This is a genomic window from Gordonia sp. 34D (assembly GCF_056682775.1).
Genome location: NZ_CM155293.1, coordinates 1,975,200 through 1,993,143, shown reverse-complemented (window position 1 = coordinate 1,993,143; position 17,944 = coordinate 1,975,200). Strand labels below are relative to the sequence as shown.

The following is a 17,944-nucleotide window of genomic DNA, read 5'->3' as shown; positions in this document are numbered from 1 at the left end:
TCGAAGAGTCGGAGTTACCCCAGGACAACGAGCCAGACGGCGATGTAGTGCAACAAGGCGGCGATAGCCGTGCAGGCGTGGAAAACCTCGTGATGCCCGAACACTCCCGGCCACGGGTCAGGCCAGCGGAGCCCGAACAGCACTCCGCCCAACGTGTAGAACAGGCCTCCGGCAACGAGCAGCGCCATCACCGCGATGCTGGTGTTCTGAAGCAGCATCGGCGAAACGACGACGATGACCCACCCGAGCAAGATGTAAAGGGCCACGCCCAACCAGCGCGGCGATGTCGGCCAAATAACCTTCAATGCGACGCCCGCGGCGGCTCCCGCCCAGACGATTCCGAGCACCCACCAGCGGGTTGGCGTATCCAATCCCATCACGCAAAACGGGGTGTACGTGCCAGCGATAAAGACGAAGATCATCGAATGATCGGCCCGTTTCATCGCGATACGTGCCCTGGGGGTTCGCCAGTTGATGCGGTGATACACACTGCTGGTTCCGAACAGTGCGCAGATGGTGACGACGTACACCGTCACCGCCGCGACTGCGGCTGCGCTTTGCAGCATCGCGGTGCCAACGATCAGAACAATGCCCACCGAGCCGGCGATGAATGCCGAGTACTTGTGAATCACGCCGCGCAGGGTGGGCTTGAGTTCGACTTCGCCAATGGCTGGGTTCGCGGCAGAAAGGGCCTCGGGCATACAACCTACGGTACCGTAACTACGGCGAGTGATGTACGGCGAAGTTACGCCGCTGCGGTGGCACCATCGTTGTTGGCCTGCCTAGAGTTTCGCGGCCGCAACTACGGCTCAGCGTAGGATTGCACCTGTGAAACTGCTTCCAGATCGGCTTCGCGGCGGCATGCTGCACATCTACGAACGCCGGATCACGCAGCTATTGGATCCCGACCGCATTCCAGGCCATGTCGCGATCATCTGCGACGGCAACCGCCGATGGGCCCGCGAGGCCGGATTCGAAGACGTTAGCCACGGGCATCGGGTCGGTGCCCAGCGCATCGCCGACATGCTCGGCTGGTGCGCCGACCTCGGCATCGGGGCCGTCACGATCTACCTCCTGTCGACGGAAAACCTGTCGCGAGAATCCGACGAACTCGATGCACTGATGGAGATCGTTCCCGACATCGTCGACGAGATCTCCGATGTGGATGCGCAGTGGCGCGTGCGGATTGTGGGCAACCTTGATCCGCTCCCGAATGCCGTCGCCAATCGGTTGCGGGAGGCATCCAAGCGCACCGAGGGTGCCGCCGACATGATCGTCAACGTCGCGGTCGGTTACGGCGGACGGCAAGAAATTGTCGACGGCGTGCAAACACTGCTCCGCGAAGCGCTCGAACGAGGTGCCTCTCGCGAAGAGATGATCGAGGAAGTCACTGTTGAAGGCATCGACTCGCACCTCTACACCAGCGGTACGCCGGATCCCGACCTGGTGATTCGTACGTCTGGTGAGCAGCGACTGAGCGGCTTCCTGCTGTGGCAGTCGGCGTACTCGGAGATCTGGTTCACCGACGCCTACTGGCCCGAGTTCCGACGCGTGGACTTCCTCCGCGCGTTGCGCGATTACACGGCCAGGAATCGTCGTTTCGGCAAATAGGGAAGAAGGCTCAACAATGCGCGTCACGGTGGTGGGAGCGAGCGGACAGTTCGGTTCGCTGGTTTGCGATGGACTGGAAAAGGCTGGCGTCGAAGTGACTCGCGCACATCGGGGGACCGGCGTCGACGCCGTTACCGGTGATGGGCTTGCCGCCGCGTGCGACGGTGCCGACATCATCGTCGACGCCACGAGCACGATGGAACGCAGTGCCGCCAAATCCCGAGCTTTCTTCGGCACTGTCGCACGTCATATCTCGAAGGTGGCGCGCGAATCAGGATCCCAGGTGGTGTACCTGACCATCTACGGTGCCAGTGATCCTGTGGTCAACGAAAAAATGGGTCACTACCAGGGTAAAGCTGAGCAAGAACGGGTTTACGCCGAGCAACTGGGCGACAACGCCACCGCGATCGCTTCGGTGCAGTGGTACTCGCTTGCCGAAGCGTTCATGTCGATGATGCGCGTCGGCCCGTTCGCGGCCGCACCGCACATGGTGGCGCGACCGGCCGCAGTTGAAGACGTCGCGAAGGCGACGGTCGAATTGATTCTGGCACCGGTCAAGCCACAGCGACTCGTGGTAGCCGGGCCGGAGGTGATGGACATGGCCGACGTGGCGAAAGCGATCGCAAAGCACCGCGGTTCCCCAAAGAAGGTGTTTGCGATCACCATCGCAAAGGGTGTGAAAACTGGCGGCTTAGTGCCGCAGCAACCGGACGTCATTACCGCGACGACCCTCGAAGATTGGTTGGCCACTCGATGATCGGTACCAACTGATGGCGGCCGCAACGCCAGCGATCGCCGCGCTCGAAGCTGCCGGGCTGCCCTTTTCCGTGCACAAGTACAAGCACGACCGTCGCCGTGATGACTACGGGGACGAAGCCGTCGCCATCACCGCCTCGACGCTCGGTGTCGAGGCCGCCCAGATCTTCAAGACGTTGGTTATCGATCTCGGCGACGGTGCGCTGGGCGTCGCCGTGATTCCGGTGCCCGAAAAATTGTCGTTGAAGGCGGCGGCAAAAGCGCTCGGTGCGGCGAAAGCTCAGATGGCGCAGGCCGCGGCCGTCACCCGGTCAACGGGCTACGTGCTGGGTGGGGTCTCCCCGCTTGGGCAGCGCAGCAAGCTGCCAACGGTCGTGGATTCGTCTGCGCTGCACTGGGACTCAGTTTTGTGCAGCGGCGGTCGTCGTGGGCTTGAACTGCAATTGGCGCCCGCAGATCTGGTGTCTGGGACCGGCGCAGTGGTCGCCGATGTAACGGCCTAAACCTGCCCCAGAAACCTGTCCGACAAAACCTGCCGTCTACAGCTTGCGGAGTCGCACTCGATTGATGGCGTGATTGCCGTCCTTGCGGAGGACCAGAGTGGCGCGGGGACGTGTCGGCAGAATGTTTTCAATCAGGTTGGGTCGGTTAATCGACGTCCAGATGTCGCGGGCCGCGATCGTCGCCTGCTCATCGGTCAACGACGAATAAAAGTGGAAGTGCGACTCCGGGTTCGCAAACGAACCGGTGCGCATCTGTAGGAAACGCGAGATGTACCACTTCTCAATGTCGGATGTTTTCGCGTCGACGTACACGGAGAAGTCGAACAGGTCCGACACCGTCAGCGTGGGGCCCGTCTGGAGCACGTTGAGGCCCTCGACAATCAAAATGTCGGGCTGTCGGACTGAATGGACCATGCCCGGAACGATGTCGTAGCTGACGTGTGAATACACCGGCGCGGTCACTTCCGGTGTCCCGGACTTCACCTCGGTTACGAAACGAAGAAGTGCGCGGCGGTCGTAAGATTCGGGAAATCCTTTGCGGTGCATGATGCCGCGTTTTTGCAGTTCCGCCGTCGGCAGCAGGAAACCGTCGGTGGTGATCAGATCGACCTTGGGGTGAGTTTCCCAGCGCGACAGCAGCGTTGCGAGCACGCGTGCAGTGGTCGACTTACCAACCGCGACCGAACCGGCAATGCCGATCACGAACGGCACCTGACGATTTCGTTGCCGTTCGCCGAGGAACGTCGATGTGGCCGCGAACAATCGCTGCCTGGCCTCGACCTGCAGGTGGATGAGTCGCGACAGCGGCAGATACACCTCAGCGACCTCATTGAGGTCGATCTGTTCACCGAGACCCACCAGTTGGTCGAGTTCGGTTTCGTTCAGCACCATCGGCATTTTTTGCCGCAGGTCGCGCCACTGCTTGCGGTCGAGCTCGAGATACAGGCCGGGGTCGCGGTCATAGGGAAGACGCGCCATGGAGGCTAAGGCTACAGGGACCGCCACAAGTGGGTCGCCGGTAGCGTCTAACGCATGAGTGATCGTCGTAACATTGCCGATCCGGTAGTCGAATACTTGCGCCTTGGTTTGGCATTCGACCGGATCGAAGAAGGATTTGTTGACGCGTACACCGGTGACCCCGCTTTGCGGGCCGAGGTGGAGAACGCGGCGACACCCGATCCTGCCGAGTTGGCGCGCCGCGCACGGTCCCTTCGCGACGAGCTTCCCGCCGGCCTACCCGCCGACCGTGCCGAGTTCGTCAGCGCGCACCTGCGGGCGCTGGAGTGCTCCGGCCGCAAGTTCGCCGGGGAAGCGATCGGCTTCGTCGACGAGGTGGAAGCCTACTTTGACGTCCGTATTGGGCCCGGCGATGAAGCGGTCTATCGCGATGCGCATGCGGCGATGGCCGACGCGCTCGGGGTGCCCGGAGCGACGGGCGATCAGTTGCGTGGGGCGTACGCCGACTACCGGCGAGCCGACGAGATTCCTGCGGACAAGGTGGCCGCACTTATCAACGAGTTCGCGGGAAGTCTGCGGGAACGTGTCCGGCGGGAGTTCCCGCTGCCAGATGCGGAGGTCGTGGAGTTCGAGATCGTCAGCGATAAGCCGTGGTCGGGTTTCAACTACTATCTGGGCGACTACCGGTCGAAGGTGGCGGTCAACACGGATGTGCCCCAGTACATGTCGTCGTTGCCCGGGCTCATCGCTCACGAGGCTTACCCCGGTCACCACACCGAACATTGCCGTAAGGAACAGCGGCTCGTCGGTTCGGGCCAGCTCGAACACACCATTTTCCTGGTCAACACCCCGCAATGCTTGATGGCTGAAGGGCTCGCCGACCATGCACTAGCCGCCGCGATGGGCACGTCGTGGCAGGAGTGGGCCGCAGAAATTTATGGTGATTTCGGCCTCAGATTCGATGCGGAGCGCGCCCGAGCTATCTCGAACGCCGCGGCAGGCCTGATCCGGGTCCGTCAAGATGCCGCGTTGGCGCTGCACGACCGCGGTGCGGACATCGACGACGTTGCCGCATTCCTGCAGCGCTGGCTGCTTGTCGCCCCCGATCGGGCGCGCCAAATGCTGCGGTTCCTGACCGATCCGCTGTGGCGTGCGTACATCTCCACCTATGTGGAGGGATACGCGCTGCTGGGGCAGTGGCTCGACGAAGCAGGCCCCGTCGGCCCGGCCCGTCTAGCCCGGTTCGGTCGCTTACTTGACGAACCCCTCACCCCGAGCGTGCTTCGCGCCGAACTGACGAATTAGACTTAGGTCTCATGAGCCAGTTTTCCCAGTCCCTTGCCGACCTGGATCCCGATGTCGCCGCCGCGATGAACGGCGAGCTGTCGCGTCAGCGCGACACGCTCGAGATGATTGCGTCGGAGAACTTTGTTCCCCGAGCCGTCCTGCAGGCGCAGGGCAGCGTGCTCACTAACAAGTACGCCGAGGGATACCCCGGCCGCCGGTACTACGGCGGTTGCGAACATGTTGACGTCGTTGAAGACATTGCCCGTGACCGTGCCAAGGCGCTATTTGGTGCCGAGTTCGCCAACGTGCAACCGCACGCTGGCGCTCAGGCCAACGCCGCCGTCCTGCAGGCGCTGATGGAGCCGGGTGAGACGCTCCTCGGTCTCGACCTGGCGCACGGCGGTCACCTCACGCACGGTATGCGCCTGAACTTTTCCGGCAAGCTGTACGAGAACGCTTTCTACGGCGTCAGCAAAGAAGACTTCCGCGTCGACATGGACGAGGTTCGCAAGATTGCCCTCGACACCAAGCCGAAGGTGATCGTCGCCGGCTGGTCGGCGTACCCGCGCACTCTTGATTTCGCGGCCTTCCGCGAGATTGCCGACGAAGTTGGCGCACACCTGTGGGTCGACATGGCGCACTTCGCCGGTCTCGTTGCCGCAGGCCTCCACCCGAGTCCGGTACCGCACGCCGACGTCGTCTCCACCACTGTCCACAAGACCCTCGGCGGTCCGCGTTCGGGTCTGATCCTCGCCAAGAAGGAATGGGCCAAGAAGCTGAACTCGGCGGTTTTCCCCGGTCAGCAGGGTGGGCCGCTGATGCATGTGATCGCAGCCAAGGCGGTCGCATTGAAGATCGCCGCGAGCGAAGAGTTCGCCGAGCGTCAGGCGCGCACGCTTTCCGGTGCCAAGATTCTGGCTGAGCGACTGATGGCCGACGACGTCGCCAAGGCCGGTGTCTCGGTCCTGACCGGTGGCACTGACGTCCACCTGGTGCTTGTCGACCTTCGTAATTCGGAACTCGACGGCCAGCAGGCCGAAGACCTCCTCCACGAGGTTGGCATCACCGTTAACCGCAACGCGGTGCCCTTCGACCCGCGTCCGCCGATGGTCACCTCCGGCCTGCGCATTGGCACGCCGGCCCTGGCTACCCGCGGATTCGGCGACGCCGAGTTCACGGAGGTCGCCGACATCATCGGTACCGCTCTCGCCGCAGGCAAGGGTGCGGATCTGTCGTCGCTACGCGCTCGCGTCAGCAAGCTGGCCCTCGACCTTCCGCTGTACGAAGGCCTCGAAGACTGGGGATTGATGAGCGGCAAGTAGCCCTCACAACGACCTCAACGTCGTGCACGCGGCCCCGATCGGTTACCGGTCGGGGCCGTAACTCGATTAGGGTGTACCACGTGGCGAAATTGAGCAATGAGGACTTAGTCAACGCACTCGAGAAGGCGCTCCCGGAAATCGCGGAAGAGCACGCCGAGGGTGCCGTTTCGTGGAACCCGTCTGAGTGGGTGCCGTGGGACCTCGGTCGCAACTTCGCGTTCCTTGGGGGCGAAGACTACGTGCCGGGTGACTCCAAGTTGTCCGAGACCGCGATCGCTGGCCTGCAGGCGCTGCTCCTCACCAAGGACAACCTGCCGTCGTTCCACCGTGTGCTCGCCATGCACTTCCCGGTGTTCTCCGACTGGCGTCAGCTGGTTGGCGTGTGGACTGCCGAGGACAATCGTCACTCGATCGTCCTGCGCAACTACTTGGTCGTCACGCGTGCAACAGACCCGGTCGAGGCGGAGAACCGTCGCCGCATCCACGTTGTTGCTGGCTGGCGCCAGAACCCCGAGGCCATCGAGAACCTCGGCCCGATGGATGTGCTGGCACTCCTCGCCGTGCACGAGAACCAGAGCGTCATCTTCGCCGACAAGCTGATTGGCTACGCCGAAGATGAGAACCTGAAGCAGATTCTCGCCAAGGTCCGCACCGACGATGCCGTCCAGGCCGCGACATTCCAGGCGTTCCTGATGGCAGGGATGGTGGCCGACCAAGAGGCCACCATCATCGCTGTTGACAAGGCACTCGCCGAGATCGAGCACATCGGTTCCGACATCGCCGATTTCGATGCCGAGATGGACTTCATCTCCGACTTCGAAGACGCCTCGACCGATGCGTCGATCGCACGCAAGCTCGTCGACGAACTGAAGCTCGAGAACGTTCACGGGCTGAGCGGCGAAGCCGAAGAAGCCCGCCAGCGGATTCTGGCACTCGCACAGGGATAGTCTTTCTCCAGAAGCACCGGGCAGTCACTCGTTGAATGCCCGGTGCTTTTGCGTTCGCTTTCCGTGCGAGTTGCCCGCTAGGCGGTGAGCTTTCAGTCATTGAACGTTAACCGACACGAGGCCCTGGCTTCCCCGAGTCGTCGGGTTGCGCGGCGTAGGTTGAGCCGTAACGGGCCGCGGGGAAGCGGTTCGTGCGGGAGGTTCGAATCGTGAAACCCATCAGTGTCACGAGGGAGCCGGCCCTGGCTCTCGCCGTTTGGTTGACCGCCGCAAGTGTGGACAACCGTTAGGCCCGAGCTGACCGGCTACCGAAAGACAACGTGGTTCCGTGCGGGGCCGCACGGGCGCCTAGGAGTCCGACGTGACCGTTCGCACCTACGTCCTCGATACCTCCGTCTTGCTGTCCGATCCTTGGGCTGTGAGTCGTTTCGCTGAACACCAGGTGGTTTTGCCTCTGGTCGTCATCAGCGAACTCGAGGGCAAACGTCACCACAGTGAACTCGGTTGGTTCGCCCGAGAAGCACTGCGGTTGCTCGACGATCTTCGAATCGAGCATCAACGCCTCGACCTGCCAATCCCTATTGGCACGGAGGGCGGCACCCTTCAGGTGGAGCTCAACCACACCGATCCGGCTGTGCTTCCCGCGGGTTTCCGCAACGACACCAACGATTCGCGGATCCTCGCGTGCGCACTCAACCTGCGTGCCGAAGGCCGCGATGTGACGCTGGTATCGAAGGACACGCCGCTCCGGGTCAAAGCCGGGGCGGTCGGTCTCGCGGCCGACGAATACCATGCGCAAGACGTCGTGGTGTCCGGCTGGACCGGGATGGATGAGGTTGACGTCGCAGACACGGCGATCGACGCACTGTTCGCCGACGGGCTCATCGATCTGGATGAGGCCCGCGACCTACCGTGCCACACCGGCCTACGGATGCTGGGCAACGGTCACAGTGCACTCGGTCGCGTCACCGAGACCAAACAGGTGCAACTCGTCCGCGGCGACCGCGAAGCCTTCGGTCTGCGCGGGCGTTCCGCCGAGCAGCGGGTCGCACTTGATCTGCTGCTCGACGAGTCCGTCGGCATCGTTTCGCTCGGTGGCAAGGCGGGTACCGGCAAGTCGGCGCTGGCACTTTGCGCTGGTCTGGAGGCTGTGCTGGAACGTCGGACGCAGCGGAAGGTCGTGGTGTTCCGGCCGCTATACGCGGTGGGTGGCCAGCAACTGGGTTACCTGCCCGGCAGCGAGTCGGACAAGATGGGGCCCTGGGCACAGGCTGTTTTTGACACCCTTGAGGGACTCGTTTCGACCGAGGTTATCGACGAGGTCCTCTCCCGAGGGATGTTGGAGGTATTGCCGCTGACGCACATCCGCGGGCGGTCGTTGCACGACTCATTCGTGATCGTTGACGAAGCGCAGTCGTTGGAACGCAATGTTCTCTTGACGGTGCTCTCCCGACTCGGTTCCGGATCGCGCGTCGTGTTGACCCACGACGTGGCACAGCGCGACAACCTCCGCGTCGGTCGCCACGATGGTGTGGCCGCGGTCATCGAGAAGCTCAAGGGGCACCCACTGTTCGCCCACATCACGTTGAGTCGCAGCGAGCGATCGCCGATCGCGGCGTTGGTGACGGAAATGCTGGAAGAGTTCGCACCGGGCGCGGTGTAGCGCGGAGACTGCGCATAGAAGTTCCCGCTCACGGGAGATGAAGGCAGAAGTGTCTTCATCGACCGTGAGCGGGAACTTTTATGCACGCTGCGAGGGACGACGATGAACCCCGTTGCGGACCGCGTTCAGGATGGTCGCGAAGACGACGTCCCAGTTCTCCATGATGTCGATGTAGGTAAACCGCAGAACGTGATAGCCGAGGCTGAAGAGCCTGGTGTCGCGTTCCCTGTCACTTTGAAAGTGCTGGCGGTCGCCGTGGTACTCCCAGCCGTCGATTTCAATAATCAGATAATTGCCAACTAAGAGATCAACCCGCCCCACATCGCCAATCTGCACTTGGATCTGCACTGGGATTCGTTTGCTTCGCAGCCGCAATCGCGTGATGGACTCGGTGCCGGATTCGGCGCGTCCGTCACAGCGTTCCAGGAGGTTCTGCGTCGATTTGGGGGCATCTCGAAACTGGTAGGCGAGTTGATCGAAGGTCAGCAGTCGCTTATTGAGAATCGAATCGCAGACCACAATGAAGCTTTCATCGTCCAGGCATCGGGCCGCGTGACGGAGTGCGGTCTCGATGTCATCGATGGCACTGTACTCGGGCTCGGGACGGCGAAACTGCCTGCAAAAGGGGCCTTTCCGTGTTCGGACGGCGGTGACATTTCCGCGTACGTGGATGCCAGCACTGGCCGGAACCCAGACCTTGTAATGTCGCAGCGCCGACACACAGCTGAGAACTCCACCGCGCTGAACAGCCGTGACGACCTCGGCGGGCGGGTCGCCGAGGCGATACCAACCCCGCCGCAATTGCGTGGCATGCCCGTCGCGGACCAGTCGCTTCAGCCCGGCCCTTCCGAATTCCTTGGAGAGAAGGTCGTATCGGTACACACCGGATGGAATCGATTGCATGATTCCGATGGTCGGAAACCGCGCCAGCGGGCGCTAGATGCGGCGTCAATCGTGAATTGATTCAGCATCTCTCCACAGATTTACCTGCGCCAATGCTCGACTATTTGTGGCGTAGGACCGAGACGGCGAAGTCGGCGTCGTCGTGCCAGGGCTTGATGTCCCAGGTTGATAGGCGGAGATCGAGCGTGAGGTCGGTTTTGGCCAGAGCAGCGTCGAAGTCGGCGAGTGCAATTTTCGCGACGTGGAAGCCGAGTGTCAGTCTGCCGCCGGGCGCGAGATGCTCCGACAAACGCTGTAGGACGAGTGCTTCGGTTTCCGGGGCAACGAACGCGATGACGTTGCCAGCGCAGACAATCGCGTCGAAGGTTTTTCGGGTGCCGTCCGATTCTCGGAGGTCGAGTTGCGACAGGTCCCCGAGCATCCAGTCGGGGCCCGGGTAGTCGGTTTCTGCGGCCTCGATGAGAATCGGGTCGACGTCCACTCCGGTTACCGTGTGGCCGACCGCGTGGAGGTAGCCGCCGACGCGTCCGGGGCCGCAACCCGCGTCCAAGATTCGCGACTTCCGAGGAACCATCGCATCGATGAATCGGGCTTCTCCGAAGAGATCGTCGCCGTTCGCGGCCATTTCACGAAAGCGCTGAACGTACCAGTTGCTGTGGCCGGGGTCCGTGTCGGTAATCCATCGCGGTTGGGGAGTCATACCTCCAGGGTAGGTGCCTAACGGACGCGTTGCGGAAAGGTGACGATGGTCTCTGACGGTGGCGAGCGGGCGCATTTGGCTGGCACACTGATGTGGTGCTGAAGTTACTGATGAGGCGAATGTTACAAGTGGGGTTCACGCTCACGGCTCTGATTGGCGCGCTTGTTGTGGGTGCCGGTCATGCCACTGCAGCGCCCCAAACGCCGCTCCCGACTGGGGTGGATTCCGTTACGACGCTGATCGAGAACCTGCTCAAGGGCTTGACTCAACCGGGTACCCCCGCCGTGCCCGGCGCGTCCGACACCAGCCAGATGATCATGGTGACCGCACCCGTCGCGTCGTCGACCACGGCAACCCTCACCGCATTCGAAAAGGATGCGGCAGGCAAGTGGTCGCCGGTCATCGGTCCGACCAAGGCATTCCTTGGTGAAAAGGGCATGGGGAAGGCGCAGGACAACGTCTACCGCACGCCGGAGGGCACGTTCCCACTCGATCAAGCTTTCGGTCGTCAGGATGCGCCCGAAGGCACCAAGATGCCGTACTTCAAGACCACCACGCGTGACTGGTGGGACTCCAACGAAAAGTCTCCGACGTACAACACCCACGTACAGTCGGACACGAGCCCCGGTGGCGACAGCGAAAACCTGTACAACACGGGACCGATGTACGACTACGCGGTCAACATCAGCCACAATCCGAGCCGGACGCCCGGCGACGCCTCGGCGATCTTCTTGCACGTCACCGACGGCAATCCGACCATGGGTTGCGTGGCCATTGAGCGCGAGAAGATGATCGAGATCCTCAAGTGGCTCGACCCCGCGAAGAGCCCGAAGATCACGATCGGCGTCAATGTCGATGCGCCGAAGGAAGCGCCAGCGACGCCAGCGTTGCCCGGTGCGGATCTACTCGGTGGGATTCTCGGCAACCTGGCCGGTCTCATCCCGAGCATTCTGGCCCCTCCCACGCCCTGATACCCAGGCACACAAGCCACATTGGTAAACCCGAGGCCGTACGCGATAACGCGTACGGCCTCGGTGTTTGTGGCTTATTAGTCAGCTAGCTCTTGGGGCGCATGAGGGTAAAGCTGGTCGCGTGCGCGGCGTCGAAACCGTCGATCGGCTTGGTGAACGTGGCCACCTGATTGCGGGCCTGCTCAATGACCGGGGTCGTCGGATCGAGCACTTCCAAGTACTTGCTGTGGCAGGCGAGAGATTCGACGGCCGCTTCTACGAACCCGTCAACGTCGACCGCGTGGGTGCCGCCGGGACCATTCCAGTACAGCTGCGACGGTGGGCTGGTCATCTCGTCGTAGGCGTCGAGGAGTGCGGCGGCGAACTCGATGTGGTCGCTCTGGTTGGGGAACCCGGGCGCAAACTCGGCACCACCGTAGGTGCACAGAACGATATCGGGGGATACCCGCTCGATGACCTCGGTGATCTTGGCGCGGAGTTCCGGGGAGTTGCGCACTTGGCTGTCAGGGAACCCCCAGAACTCGACTTCGGTGACGCCAACGACGGCGGCCGACGCGATCTGCTCGGCTTCGCGTGCCGGGCCGGCAACTTCGGCCGGCATGCCCTCGATGCCGACCTCGCCGCTGGTTGCGAGGCCGTAGACAACGCGTTTGCCCTCGGATGTCCAACGGGCGATACCGGCGGACATCCCGTATTCGGGATCGTCCGGGTGGGCAACCAGGACTAGGGCAGTGGACCAATCACTCGGGAAAGTATCAAGGCTCATGCCTGTCACGGTACGCGGACTGCACGGGACGCGGGTCAACCAAACGGGGTAGAACTAACCAGAACGGGGCCGAACCAACCAGAACAGGGCCGAACCAACAGAACAGGGCCGAACTAACCAATTAGTCCGCGCTGCCTTGCCGTCGCAACCACTTTGCTGCGGTTGGTGACTTCGAGTTTGTCGAAGATGTGAACGAGGTGCGATTTCACGGTTGCTTCGGAGATGACGAGGCGACGCGCGATCTCGCGGTTGGTGAGCCCGAGGTCGAGGTGCTCGACGATTTCCAACTCGCGAGGCGTCAAAGCGGTTTGGGAGTTGGTGACACGATTCAACAGGCGTGCGGCGACAGCGGGGCCGAGAACGGTTTCGCCTGCGGCAGCGGATCGGATGGCACCGATCAAGACGTCGGGAGCAGCGTCTTTTAGCAGGTAGCCAACGGCGCCGGCGCTGACGGAGCGGATGATGTCTGCATCGGATTCGTAGGTCGTTAGGATCAAGACCTGCGGTGGATCGGCAAGCTTGCGAATGGTGCTGGTGGCGTAGACGCCGTCGGCGTCGTTTTGCTCCGAGCCGTGCAAGCGCAAATCCATGAGGACGACATCGATCGAGAGTTCGCTGGCGAGTTTGATCGCTTCGGCCGCGGTGCCTGCCTCGGCAATCACGTCCAGGTCGGGTGCGGCGGACAGGACAGCGCGCAGTCCGGCGCGGACGATGGGGTGGTCGTCGACGAGCATTACCCGAATCATGTGGCACTTCCGATCGGTAACTGCGCGTGAACGGTGGTGCCTCCACCGTCGCTAGATTCAATTGACACGCTACCGCCCGCCTCTGACACGCGGTTTTTCATCGCCCGCAGCCCGAAGCCGGACCGGCCGGAACTTGACGGTCGACTGGGGTCGAGCCCAATGCCGTTGTCGACCACGTCCACGTGCACTTCGTCCGGCAGATAGGTGATCGTTACCCGGACCTGGGTAGCGCGAGAATGCTTGACCGCGTTGGTGAGTGCTTCCTGGGCGGCGCGGAGCAGCGCGTTGGCGGTGTCGGGTCCGAGGGCGACGGCGGTGCCGTGGACCTGGACCTCCGCCGGAACCCCGAGCTCAGTTGCCCGCACCGCATGCGCTTCGACAGCCTCGGTGAGCTGGGCGGGTGCCAACGTGGGGGCGTCTAGCCCCAGCAAAAACCGACGGGATTCGGCGAGCGCGGCCTGTGCGGTAGCGAGGGCCGTCTGCACCTGGACCTCACGCTGGTTCTCGGACGTATCGGGACTCGTGGCCGATCTCAGGAGCAAAATGATGCTCGCCAAACTCTGGCCGGTTCCGTCGTGGATTTCTCCGCCCAAGCGCTCTCGCTCGGCGAGCACACCGGCCTGACGTTCCTTCTGCGCGAGGAGTTCTCGCGTCGTGATGAGATCGTCGACCAAGGCATCGCGTTCATCGACCATCTGCGAAATCCGATGATAGATCCCGGTCACGGCGACGGCCGTCGCAATGCCAATCGTCGGGCCGATGATCCCGCCCACCGCCACCGACGGATTGTGGAGCAGCGTGGCACCAATGGACGTCCCCGCGATCACCAATTCAGCGATCACTGATGCGGGTGCGCGCAGGAAGTGCCAGCACAGCATCGCGAGGACAAAGGCGATCCACACGAATGCCGGGCACAGGAAGGCCAACATCACCCACAGGGCGGTGAGGATCGAGACCCAAACGGCGGGGCTAACCCGAAGGTCGCCGCGGGCTTTCGCAATGGCCCCGTAGGCGTACCAACCAGCTACGACCGCCACGCCGACGAAGACGGCGGCCTTGCCTCCGACGGCGATGGGCACAGTGCCCGCCATCGTCTGGGCGAGCCCGACGAGGAGCAGCGCCAGAAATAAAACGTGGCCGCCTCCTTCGGCGTAGCGGTCCGCGTGTCGTTCAAGAGTCATGCCTCCAGTATCACCACAGTTGGCCAGAACCCCGGCCGTCTACACCTTTCGATGGATACGGAGATGGGGTGGTGAGGCGATGTATCAGCGGCCGATTCCAGGAAGGCTAGGTGTATCGACTTCAAGGAGTTTGTTCATGTATTTGGGATTGCGCGAAATTCGCGCTGCGGCAGGACGTTTCGGTCTCATTGTCGGTGTCGTGGCACTGGTGGCATTCATGGTGATCACGCTGTCGGCGCTGACTGCCGGTCTGCGCTCGCAATCAGTTTCCGCCATTGAAGCGCTCCCGGGCTCGGGCCTGGTGGTGCAGCAAGACAGCGGTGGCGCCCCGGCGACCCTGTCCGACAGTGCCATCGAATCCTCGACCGCGTCGGAGATTGACGGCACCCAACTCGGTATCGCTACCTTGCGTGCCGGGCACAATTCGGTGAACGCCACCGTCGCCGCCTTCGGCCGCACCGACGTACATGACGTGACGCTTAATCCTGAGGTCGCCAAGACTCTTGGTGTGCAGGCCGGTGACTTGCTGAAACTCGGCAACGAAGAAATCCGCATCGATTCGATCAGCGATGTCGGCTTATACGCGCATCAGCCTGTCATCGAACTTCCGATGAAGGAATGGCACAACGTGTCCGGTCGCGATGCGGTGAACGCGGTGATCGTCGACAGTAGCGTCAACGTGCCTGCCGGTCTGACGGAGGTTGACCGCGCCGGTTCGCTGAATATCATTCCGGGATTCAAGTCAGAGCATTCGTCGCTGCTCCTCATTCAGGGGCTGCTGCTGGTGATTTCGGCTGTTGTCGTCGCAGGCTTTTTCGCCGTCTGGACCGGACAGCGCATCCCGTCACTCGCAGTAGTGCGGGCCATGGGTGCCGGCCGCTGGTACCTCCTTCGCGATGGACTCGCCCAGGCCACCTTGGTCCTGCTGTCGGGCCTGATCATCGGTGCTGCACTCGGGTTCACCGCAGCCTCCCTGCTGTCGGGCATCGCCCCGATCGCCGTCGACTTGGGTAGCGGTTTCGCGATGCTCGCAGGCATGGGCGTCCTCGGCTTGATCGGTGCTGGCCTCGCTCTGCGGCCGCTGACGACTGTCGACCCACTTGTCGCCCTCAACCGTTAACCCACCCCTACTTGTTGATTGGAACCGCAATGAGCTTGATCGTGAAGAACATCAACCTGACCTACCCCGATGGTGATGGTGCCGTCGTCCACGCCGTCCGCGATGCTTCGCTGCACGTGGAGGCCGGTCGGACCGTAGCGTTGACGGGTCCGTCGGGCTGCGGAAAGTCGAGCCTGCTGGCAGTTGCCGGTGCCCTCATCCGCCCCGACTCGGGCTCCATCAAGATCGCCGGTCAAGAACTGGCTGGGCTGCGCGATGAGGAACTCGCGAAGGTGCGCCGCGAGCGCATCGGCTTGGTCTTCCAGAACGACAATCTCATTCCTGGACTCACCGCCGAAGAACAATTGTTGCTGGCCGTGCATGTGGCTGGGCGACGTCCCTCGCGTCATCGCAAGCAGGCGCACGAACTGCTGTCGGCTGTCGGCTTGGACGGTGCATTCGACCGCAAGCCGGGTCAGCTGTCCGGCGGCATGCGTCAACGGGTCAACATTGCGCGCGCGCTGATCAACGGCCCGGAAGTATTGCTGATTGACGAGCCGACCTCGGCACTGGATTCGACGCGCGGGGCGGCGATTGTCGAACTGCTGATCAATCTCGCCCGTGAACGCAACATCGCGTCTCTGCTGGTGAGCCACGACCTGGAAACGCTCAGCGACGTTGACGGGATCTTGCACATGCTCGATGGGTCGATCGTCGACGAAACGCACTCCGGACATGCCTTTAGTGCGCTGGGTGCGGCCGTCTAACACCCAGAGACACATGAGGCCACGATCCCCGCTCCTTTAGTTAGACAAGGAGCGGGGATCGTGGCATATGCGACGAGAATCGAGACTAGATGTCGAATCGCGCGTATTCGCGGAGCTTCGACGTCTGGTGCACACCTTCGATGGTTCGGATGGTGCCCGACTTGGAGCGCATCACCAGTGAACGGGTGGTCGCGCCGTTGGGACGGTAGGTGACTCCGCGAAGCATGTCGCCGTTGGTGACGCCGGTGGCGCAGAAGAACGAGTTCTCGCCACGGACCAGGATGTCGTTGGTCAGGACTTCGTCGACGTCGAGGCCAGCATCAATCGCCTTCTGTCGCTCAGCCTCGTCCTGCGGCCACAGCTTGCCCTGGATCTCGCCACCCATGCACTTCATGGCGACAGCGGTGATGATGCCCTCGGGAGTGCCACCGACGCCCATCAGCATGTCGACGGTGCTGTACTCGCCAGCAGCGGCGATCGCACCGGCGACGTCACCGTCGGAAATCAGACGAATCTTGGCACCAGCTTCGCGGATCTCGCTGATGAGACCGGCGTGACGGGGACGATCGAGCACGACCACGGTCAGGTCTGCGACGTCGATGCCCTTGGCCGCGGCGACCGAGTTGATGTTCCACTCAACGGACTGCTCGATGTCGATGGCACCCTTCGCCGCCGGGCCCACCGCAATCTTGTTCATGTAGAACACGGCCGACGGGTCGTACATGGTGCCGCGCTCGGAGACGGCGATGACGGCGATCGAGTTGGGACGACCCTCCGCCATCAGCGTGGTGCCGTCGATCGGGTCCACCGCGACGTCGACCTCGGGTCCTTCACCATTGCCGACGACCTCGCCGTTGAACAGCATGGGCGCTTCGTCCTTCTCGCCCTCGCCGATCACGACGGTGCCGCGCATCGAAACGGTCGACAGCAGATCACGCATGGCATCGACTGCCGCACCGTCGCCAGCGTTCTTGTCACCTCGGCCAACCCAGCGTCCGGCGGCGAGCGCAGCCGCCTCGGTGACGCGGACCAGTTCCATGGCCAGGTTGCGATCGGGCGCTTGCTTCGTCATAGGTGAAACCACTTTCGTTGCGAAAAGAAGGTTGGATACCTCGATTATTTCATGGTCGCCGCTCGCGATTAGCTGGGGGCAGCACCAGACTGCGATAATTGCCCCATGGCAGAGAAACCAAGGATCCTCCAGGATGGCCGTGATCTAGTCTGGACGTTGATCCCACTGCTTCTGATCGCGCTCGTTGTCGCCGGAGTCAGCGGTAGTTGCTCGTGGGGCTTTGGTAGTTCTGCGACCAACCAGAACATTCCGGATTTTAATGTTTCCGCAGGTCTGCGGGCGGACGCCGACACCATGCCGTTCCCGATTCGGAATCCGGCAGTCCCGGCCGATTGGAAACCCAACTCCGGTTCGACGCAAGAAGTGGGTGCATCGGTCGCCAGCAACGTCGGCTGGATTACTCCCGACGGCATCTATGTGCAGCTGACTCAATCCGGTGCCACCGAAGAGCAGTTGGTTCGTAAGACGCTCGGCGACACCGCCAACGGCGAAGGCGTGCGACAGATCGCCGACCACCAGTGGGTGATGTACGCGGGTGACGAGAAGCGTCGGACGTGGATCGCCGATATGGGTGACGTCCGCCTGGCTGTGGTGAGCCGCGGCAACGACGCCGACATGGAGACGCTGGCTGCAGCTGTCACGAAGGCACAACCGCTGGCAGTCGAGCGCCCGGCACCGCGGTAGAGCGCGTTA

General features: G+C 62.6%; 19 protein-coding genes. 11 read left to right on the top strand and 8 right to left on the bottom strand.

Going from position 1 to position 17,944, the window contains the following annotated elements; translation table 11 throughout:
* Positions 1 to 14: 14 nt before the first annotated feature.
* Positions 15 to 701 (bottom strand): PAQR family membrane homeostasis protein TrhA, encoded by a 687-nt coding sequence (gene trhA, locus AC1L34_RS09225; protein WP_424295637.1) that lies wholly within the window; start codon positions 699 to 701, stop codon positions 15 to 17.
* A gap of 127 nt (positions 702 to 828) precedes the next feature.
* On the opposite strand from trhA, the gene AC1L34_RS09220 reads away from it, so the two are divergent.
* The 3 genes from AC1L34_RS09220 to AC1L34_RS09210 are packed head-to-tail and all read left to right on the top strand — an operon-like array spanning position 829 to position 2,870.
* Entirely contained in the window at positions 829 to 1,611 is a 783-nt protein-coding gene (locus tag AC1L34_RS09220; protein ID WP_424295639.1) for an isoprenyl transferase, read from the top strand.
* 16 nt (positions 1,612 to 1,627) lie between these two features.
* Positions 1,628 to 2,368 carry an SDR family oxidoreductase gene (locus AC1L34_RS09215; protein ID WP_424295640.1) on the top strand — a complete coding sequence of 247 codons (741 nt, stop codon included), beginning with the start codon at positions 1,628 to 1,630 and terminating at the stop codon, positions 2,366 to 2,368.
* Between the two features lie 13 nt (positions 2,369 to 2,381).
* Entirely contained in the window at positions 2,382 to 2,870 is a 489-nt protein-coding gene (locus tag AC1L34_RS09210; protein ID WP_424295642.1) for a YbaK/EbsC family protein, read from the top strand.
* A gap of 36 nt (positions 2,871 to 2,906) precedes the next feature.
* On the opposite strand, the gene coaA is transcribed toward AC1L34_RS09210, so the two are convergent.
* Positions 2,907 to 3,848, bottom strand: a complete 942-nt coding sequence (gene coaA, locus AC1L34_RS09205) for a type I pantothenate kinase (protein WP_424295644.1) — start codon at positions 3,846 to 3,848, stop codon at positions 2,907 to 2,909.
* Positions 3,849 to 3,902: 54 nt separating this feature from the next.
* Between coaA and AC1L34_RS09200 the strand changes: the two genes are divergently transcribed.
* The 4 genes from AC1L34_RS09200 to AC1L34_RS09185 all read left to right on the top strand — a co-directional run bounded on the left by AC1L34_RS09200 (position 3,903) and on the right by AC1L34_RS09185 (position 9,046).
* Positions 3,903 to 5,132, top strand: a complete 1,230-nt coding sequence (locus AC1L34_RS09200) for a DUF885 domain-containing protein (RefSeq protein WP_424295646.1) — start codon at positions 3,903 to 3,905, stop codon at positions 5,130 to 5,132.
* An 11-nt stretch (positions 5,133 to 5,143) separates the two neighbouring features.
* Positions 5,144 to 6,436, top strand: coding sequence for a serine hydroxymethyltransferase (glyA, locus tag AC1L34_RS09195; protein ID WP_424295648.1), 1,293 nt, complete (start codon positions 5,144 to 5,146; stop codon positions 6,434 to 6,436).
* Between the two features lie 80 nt (positions 6,437 to 6,516).
* Positions 6,517 to 7,383: an acyl-ACP desaturase gene (locus AC1L34_RS09190; RefSeq protein WP_424295650.1), complete on the top strand. Its 867-nt coding sequence runs from the start codon at positions 6,517 to 6,519 to the stop codon at positions 7,381 to 7,383.
* 361 nt (positions 7,384 to 7,744) lie between these two features.
* Positions 7,745 to 9,046, top strand: coding sequence for a PhoH family protein (locus tag AC1L34_RS09185; protein WP_424295652.1), 1,302 nt, complete (start codon positions 7,745 to 7,747; stop codon positions 9,044 to 9,046).
* 78 nt (positions 9,047 to 9,124) lie between these two features.
* Here the strand turns inward: AC1L34_RS09185 and AC1L34_RS09180 are convergent, their stop codons facing one another.
* Together AC1L34_RS09180 and AC1L34_RS09175 are read right to left on the bottom strand one after the other, a co-directional pair.
* Positions 9,125 to 9,949 (bottom strand): endonuclease domain-containing protein, encoded by an 825-nt coding sequence (locus AC1L34_RS09180; protein ID WP_424323846.1) that lies wholly within the window; start codon positions 9,947 to 9,949, stop codon positions 9,125 to 9,127.
* Positions 9,950 to 10,049: 100 nt separating this feature from the next.
* Positions 10,050 to 10,649, bottom strand: coding sequence for a class I SAM-dependent methyltransferase (locus tag AC1L34_RS09175; RefSeq protein WP_480034694.1), 600 nt, complete (start codon positions 10,647 to 10,649; stop codon positions 10,050 to 10,052).
* Positions 10,650 to 10,768: 119 nt separating this feature from the next.
* Here AC1L34_RS09175 and AC1L34_RS09170 point away from each other — a divergent pair, with 119 nt between their 5' ends.
* The gene (locus AC1L34_RS09170; RefSeq protein WP_424295674.1) at positions 10,769 to 11,620 is read left to right on the top strand and encodes a L,D-transpeptidase family protein; all 852 of its coding nucleotides are present in this window, start codon (positions 10,769 to 10,771) and stop codon (positions 11,618 to 11,620) included.
* Positions 11,621 to 11,705: 85 nt separating this feature from the next.
* Here the strand turns inward: AC1L34_RS09170 and AC1L34_RS09165 are convergent, their stop codons facing one another.
* From AC1L34_RS09165 to AC1L34_RS09155, 3 genes are all read right to left on the bottom strand, one after another.
* A complete protein-coding gene (locus AC1L34_RS09165) occupies positions 11,706 to 12,386 on the bottom strand; it encodes a PIG-L deacetylase family protein (protein WP_424295657.1) in 681 nt (226 codons plus the stop codon).
* Positions 12,387 to 12,499: 113 nt separating this feature from the next.
* Positions 12,500 to 13,132 (bottom strand): response regulator, encoded by a 633-nt coding sequence (locus AC1L34_RS09160; RefSeq protein ID WP_480034693.1) that lies wholly within the window; start codon positions 13,130 to 13,132, stop codon positions 12,500 to 12,502.
* Complete coding sequence (locus tag AC1L34_RS09155; RefSeq protein WP_480034692.1) at positions 13,129 to 14,313, bottom strand: sensor histidine kinase; 1,185 nt, start codon at positions 14,311 to 14,313, stop codon at positions 13,129 to 13,131. The genes AC1L34_RS09160 and AC1L34_RS09155 overlap by 4 nt, the downstream gene beginning before the upstream one ends.
* Before the next feature lie 136 nt (positions 14,314 to 14,449).
* Between AC1L34_RS09155 and AC1L34_RS09150 the strand changes: the two genes are divergently transcribed.
* Both AC1L34_RS09150 and AC1L34_RS09145 read left to right on the top strand, forming a co-directional pair.
* Positions 14,450 to 15,433, top strand: a complete 984-nt coding sequence (locus AC1L34_RS09150) for an ABC transporter permease (RefSeq protein WP_424323843.1) — start codon at positions 14,450 to 14,452, stop codon at positions 15,431 to 15,433.
* Between the two features lie 29 nt (positions 15,434 to 15,462).
* Positions 15,463 to 16,179 (top strand): ABC transporter ATP-binding protein, encoded by a 717-nt coding sequence (locus tag AC1L34_RS09145; protein WP_424322547.1) that lies wholly within the window; start codon positions 15,463 to 15,465, stop codon positions 16,177 to 16,179.
* Between the two features lie 85 nt (positions 16,180 to 16,264).
* Here the strand turns inward: AC1L34_RS09145 and glpX are convergent, their stop codons facing one another.
* Positions 16,265 to 17,251: a class II fructose-bisphosphatase gene (gene glpX, locus AC1L34_RS09140; RefSeq protein WP_424295667.1), complete on the bottom strand. Its 987-nt coding sequence runs from the start codon at positions 17,249 to 17,251 to the stop codon at positions 16,265 to 16,267.
* A 105-nt stretch (positions 17,252 to 17,356) separates the two neighbouring features.
* On the opposite strand from glpX, the gene AC1L34_RS09135 reads away from it, so the two are divergent.
* Positions 17,357 to 17,935, top strand: coding sequence for a DUF4245 domain-containing protein (locus tag AC1L34_RS09135; RefSeq protein WP_424295669.1), 579 nt, complete (start codon positions 17,357 to 17,359; stop codon positions 17,933 to 17,935).
* Positions 17,936 to 17,944 lie beyond the last annotated feature (9 nt).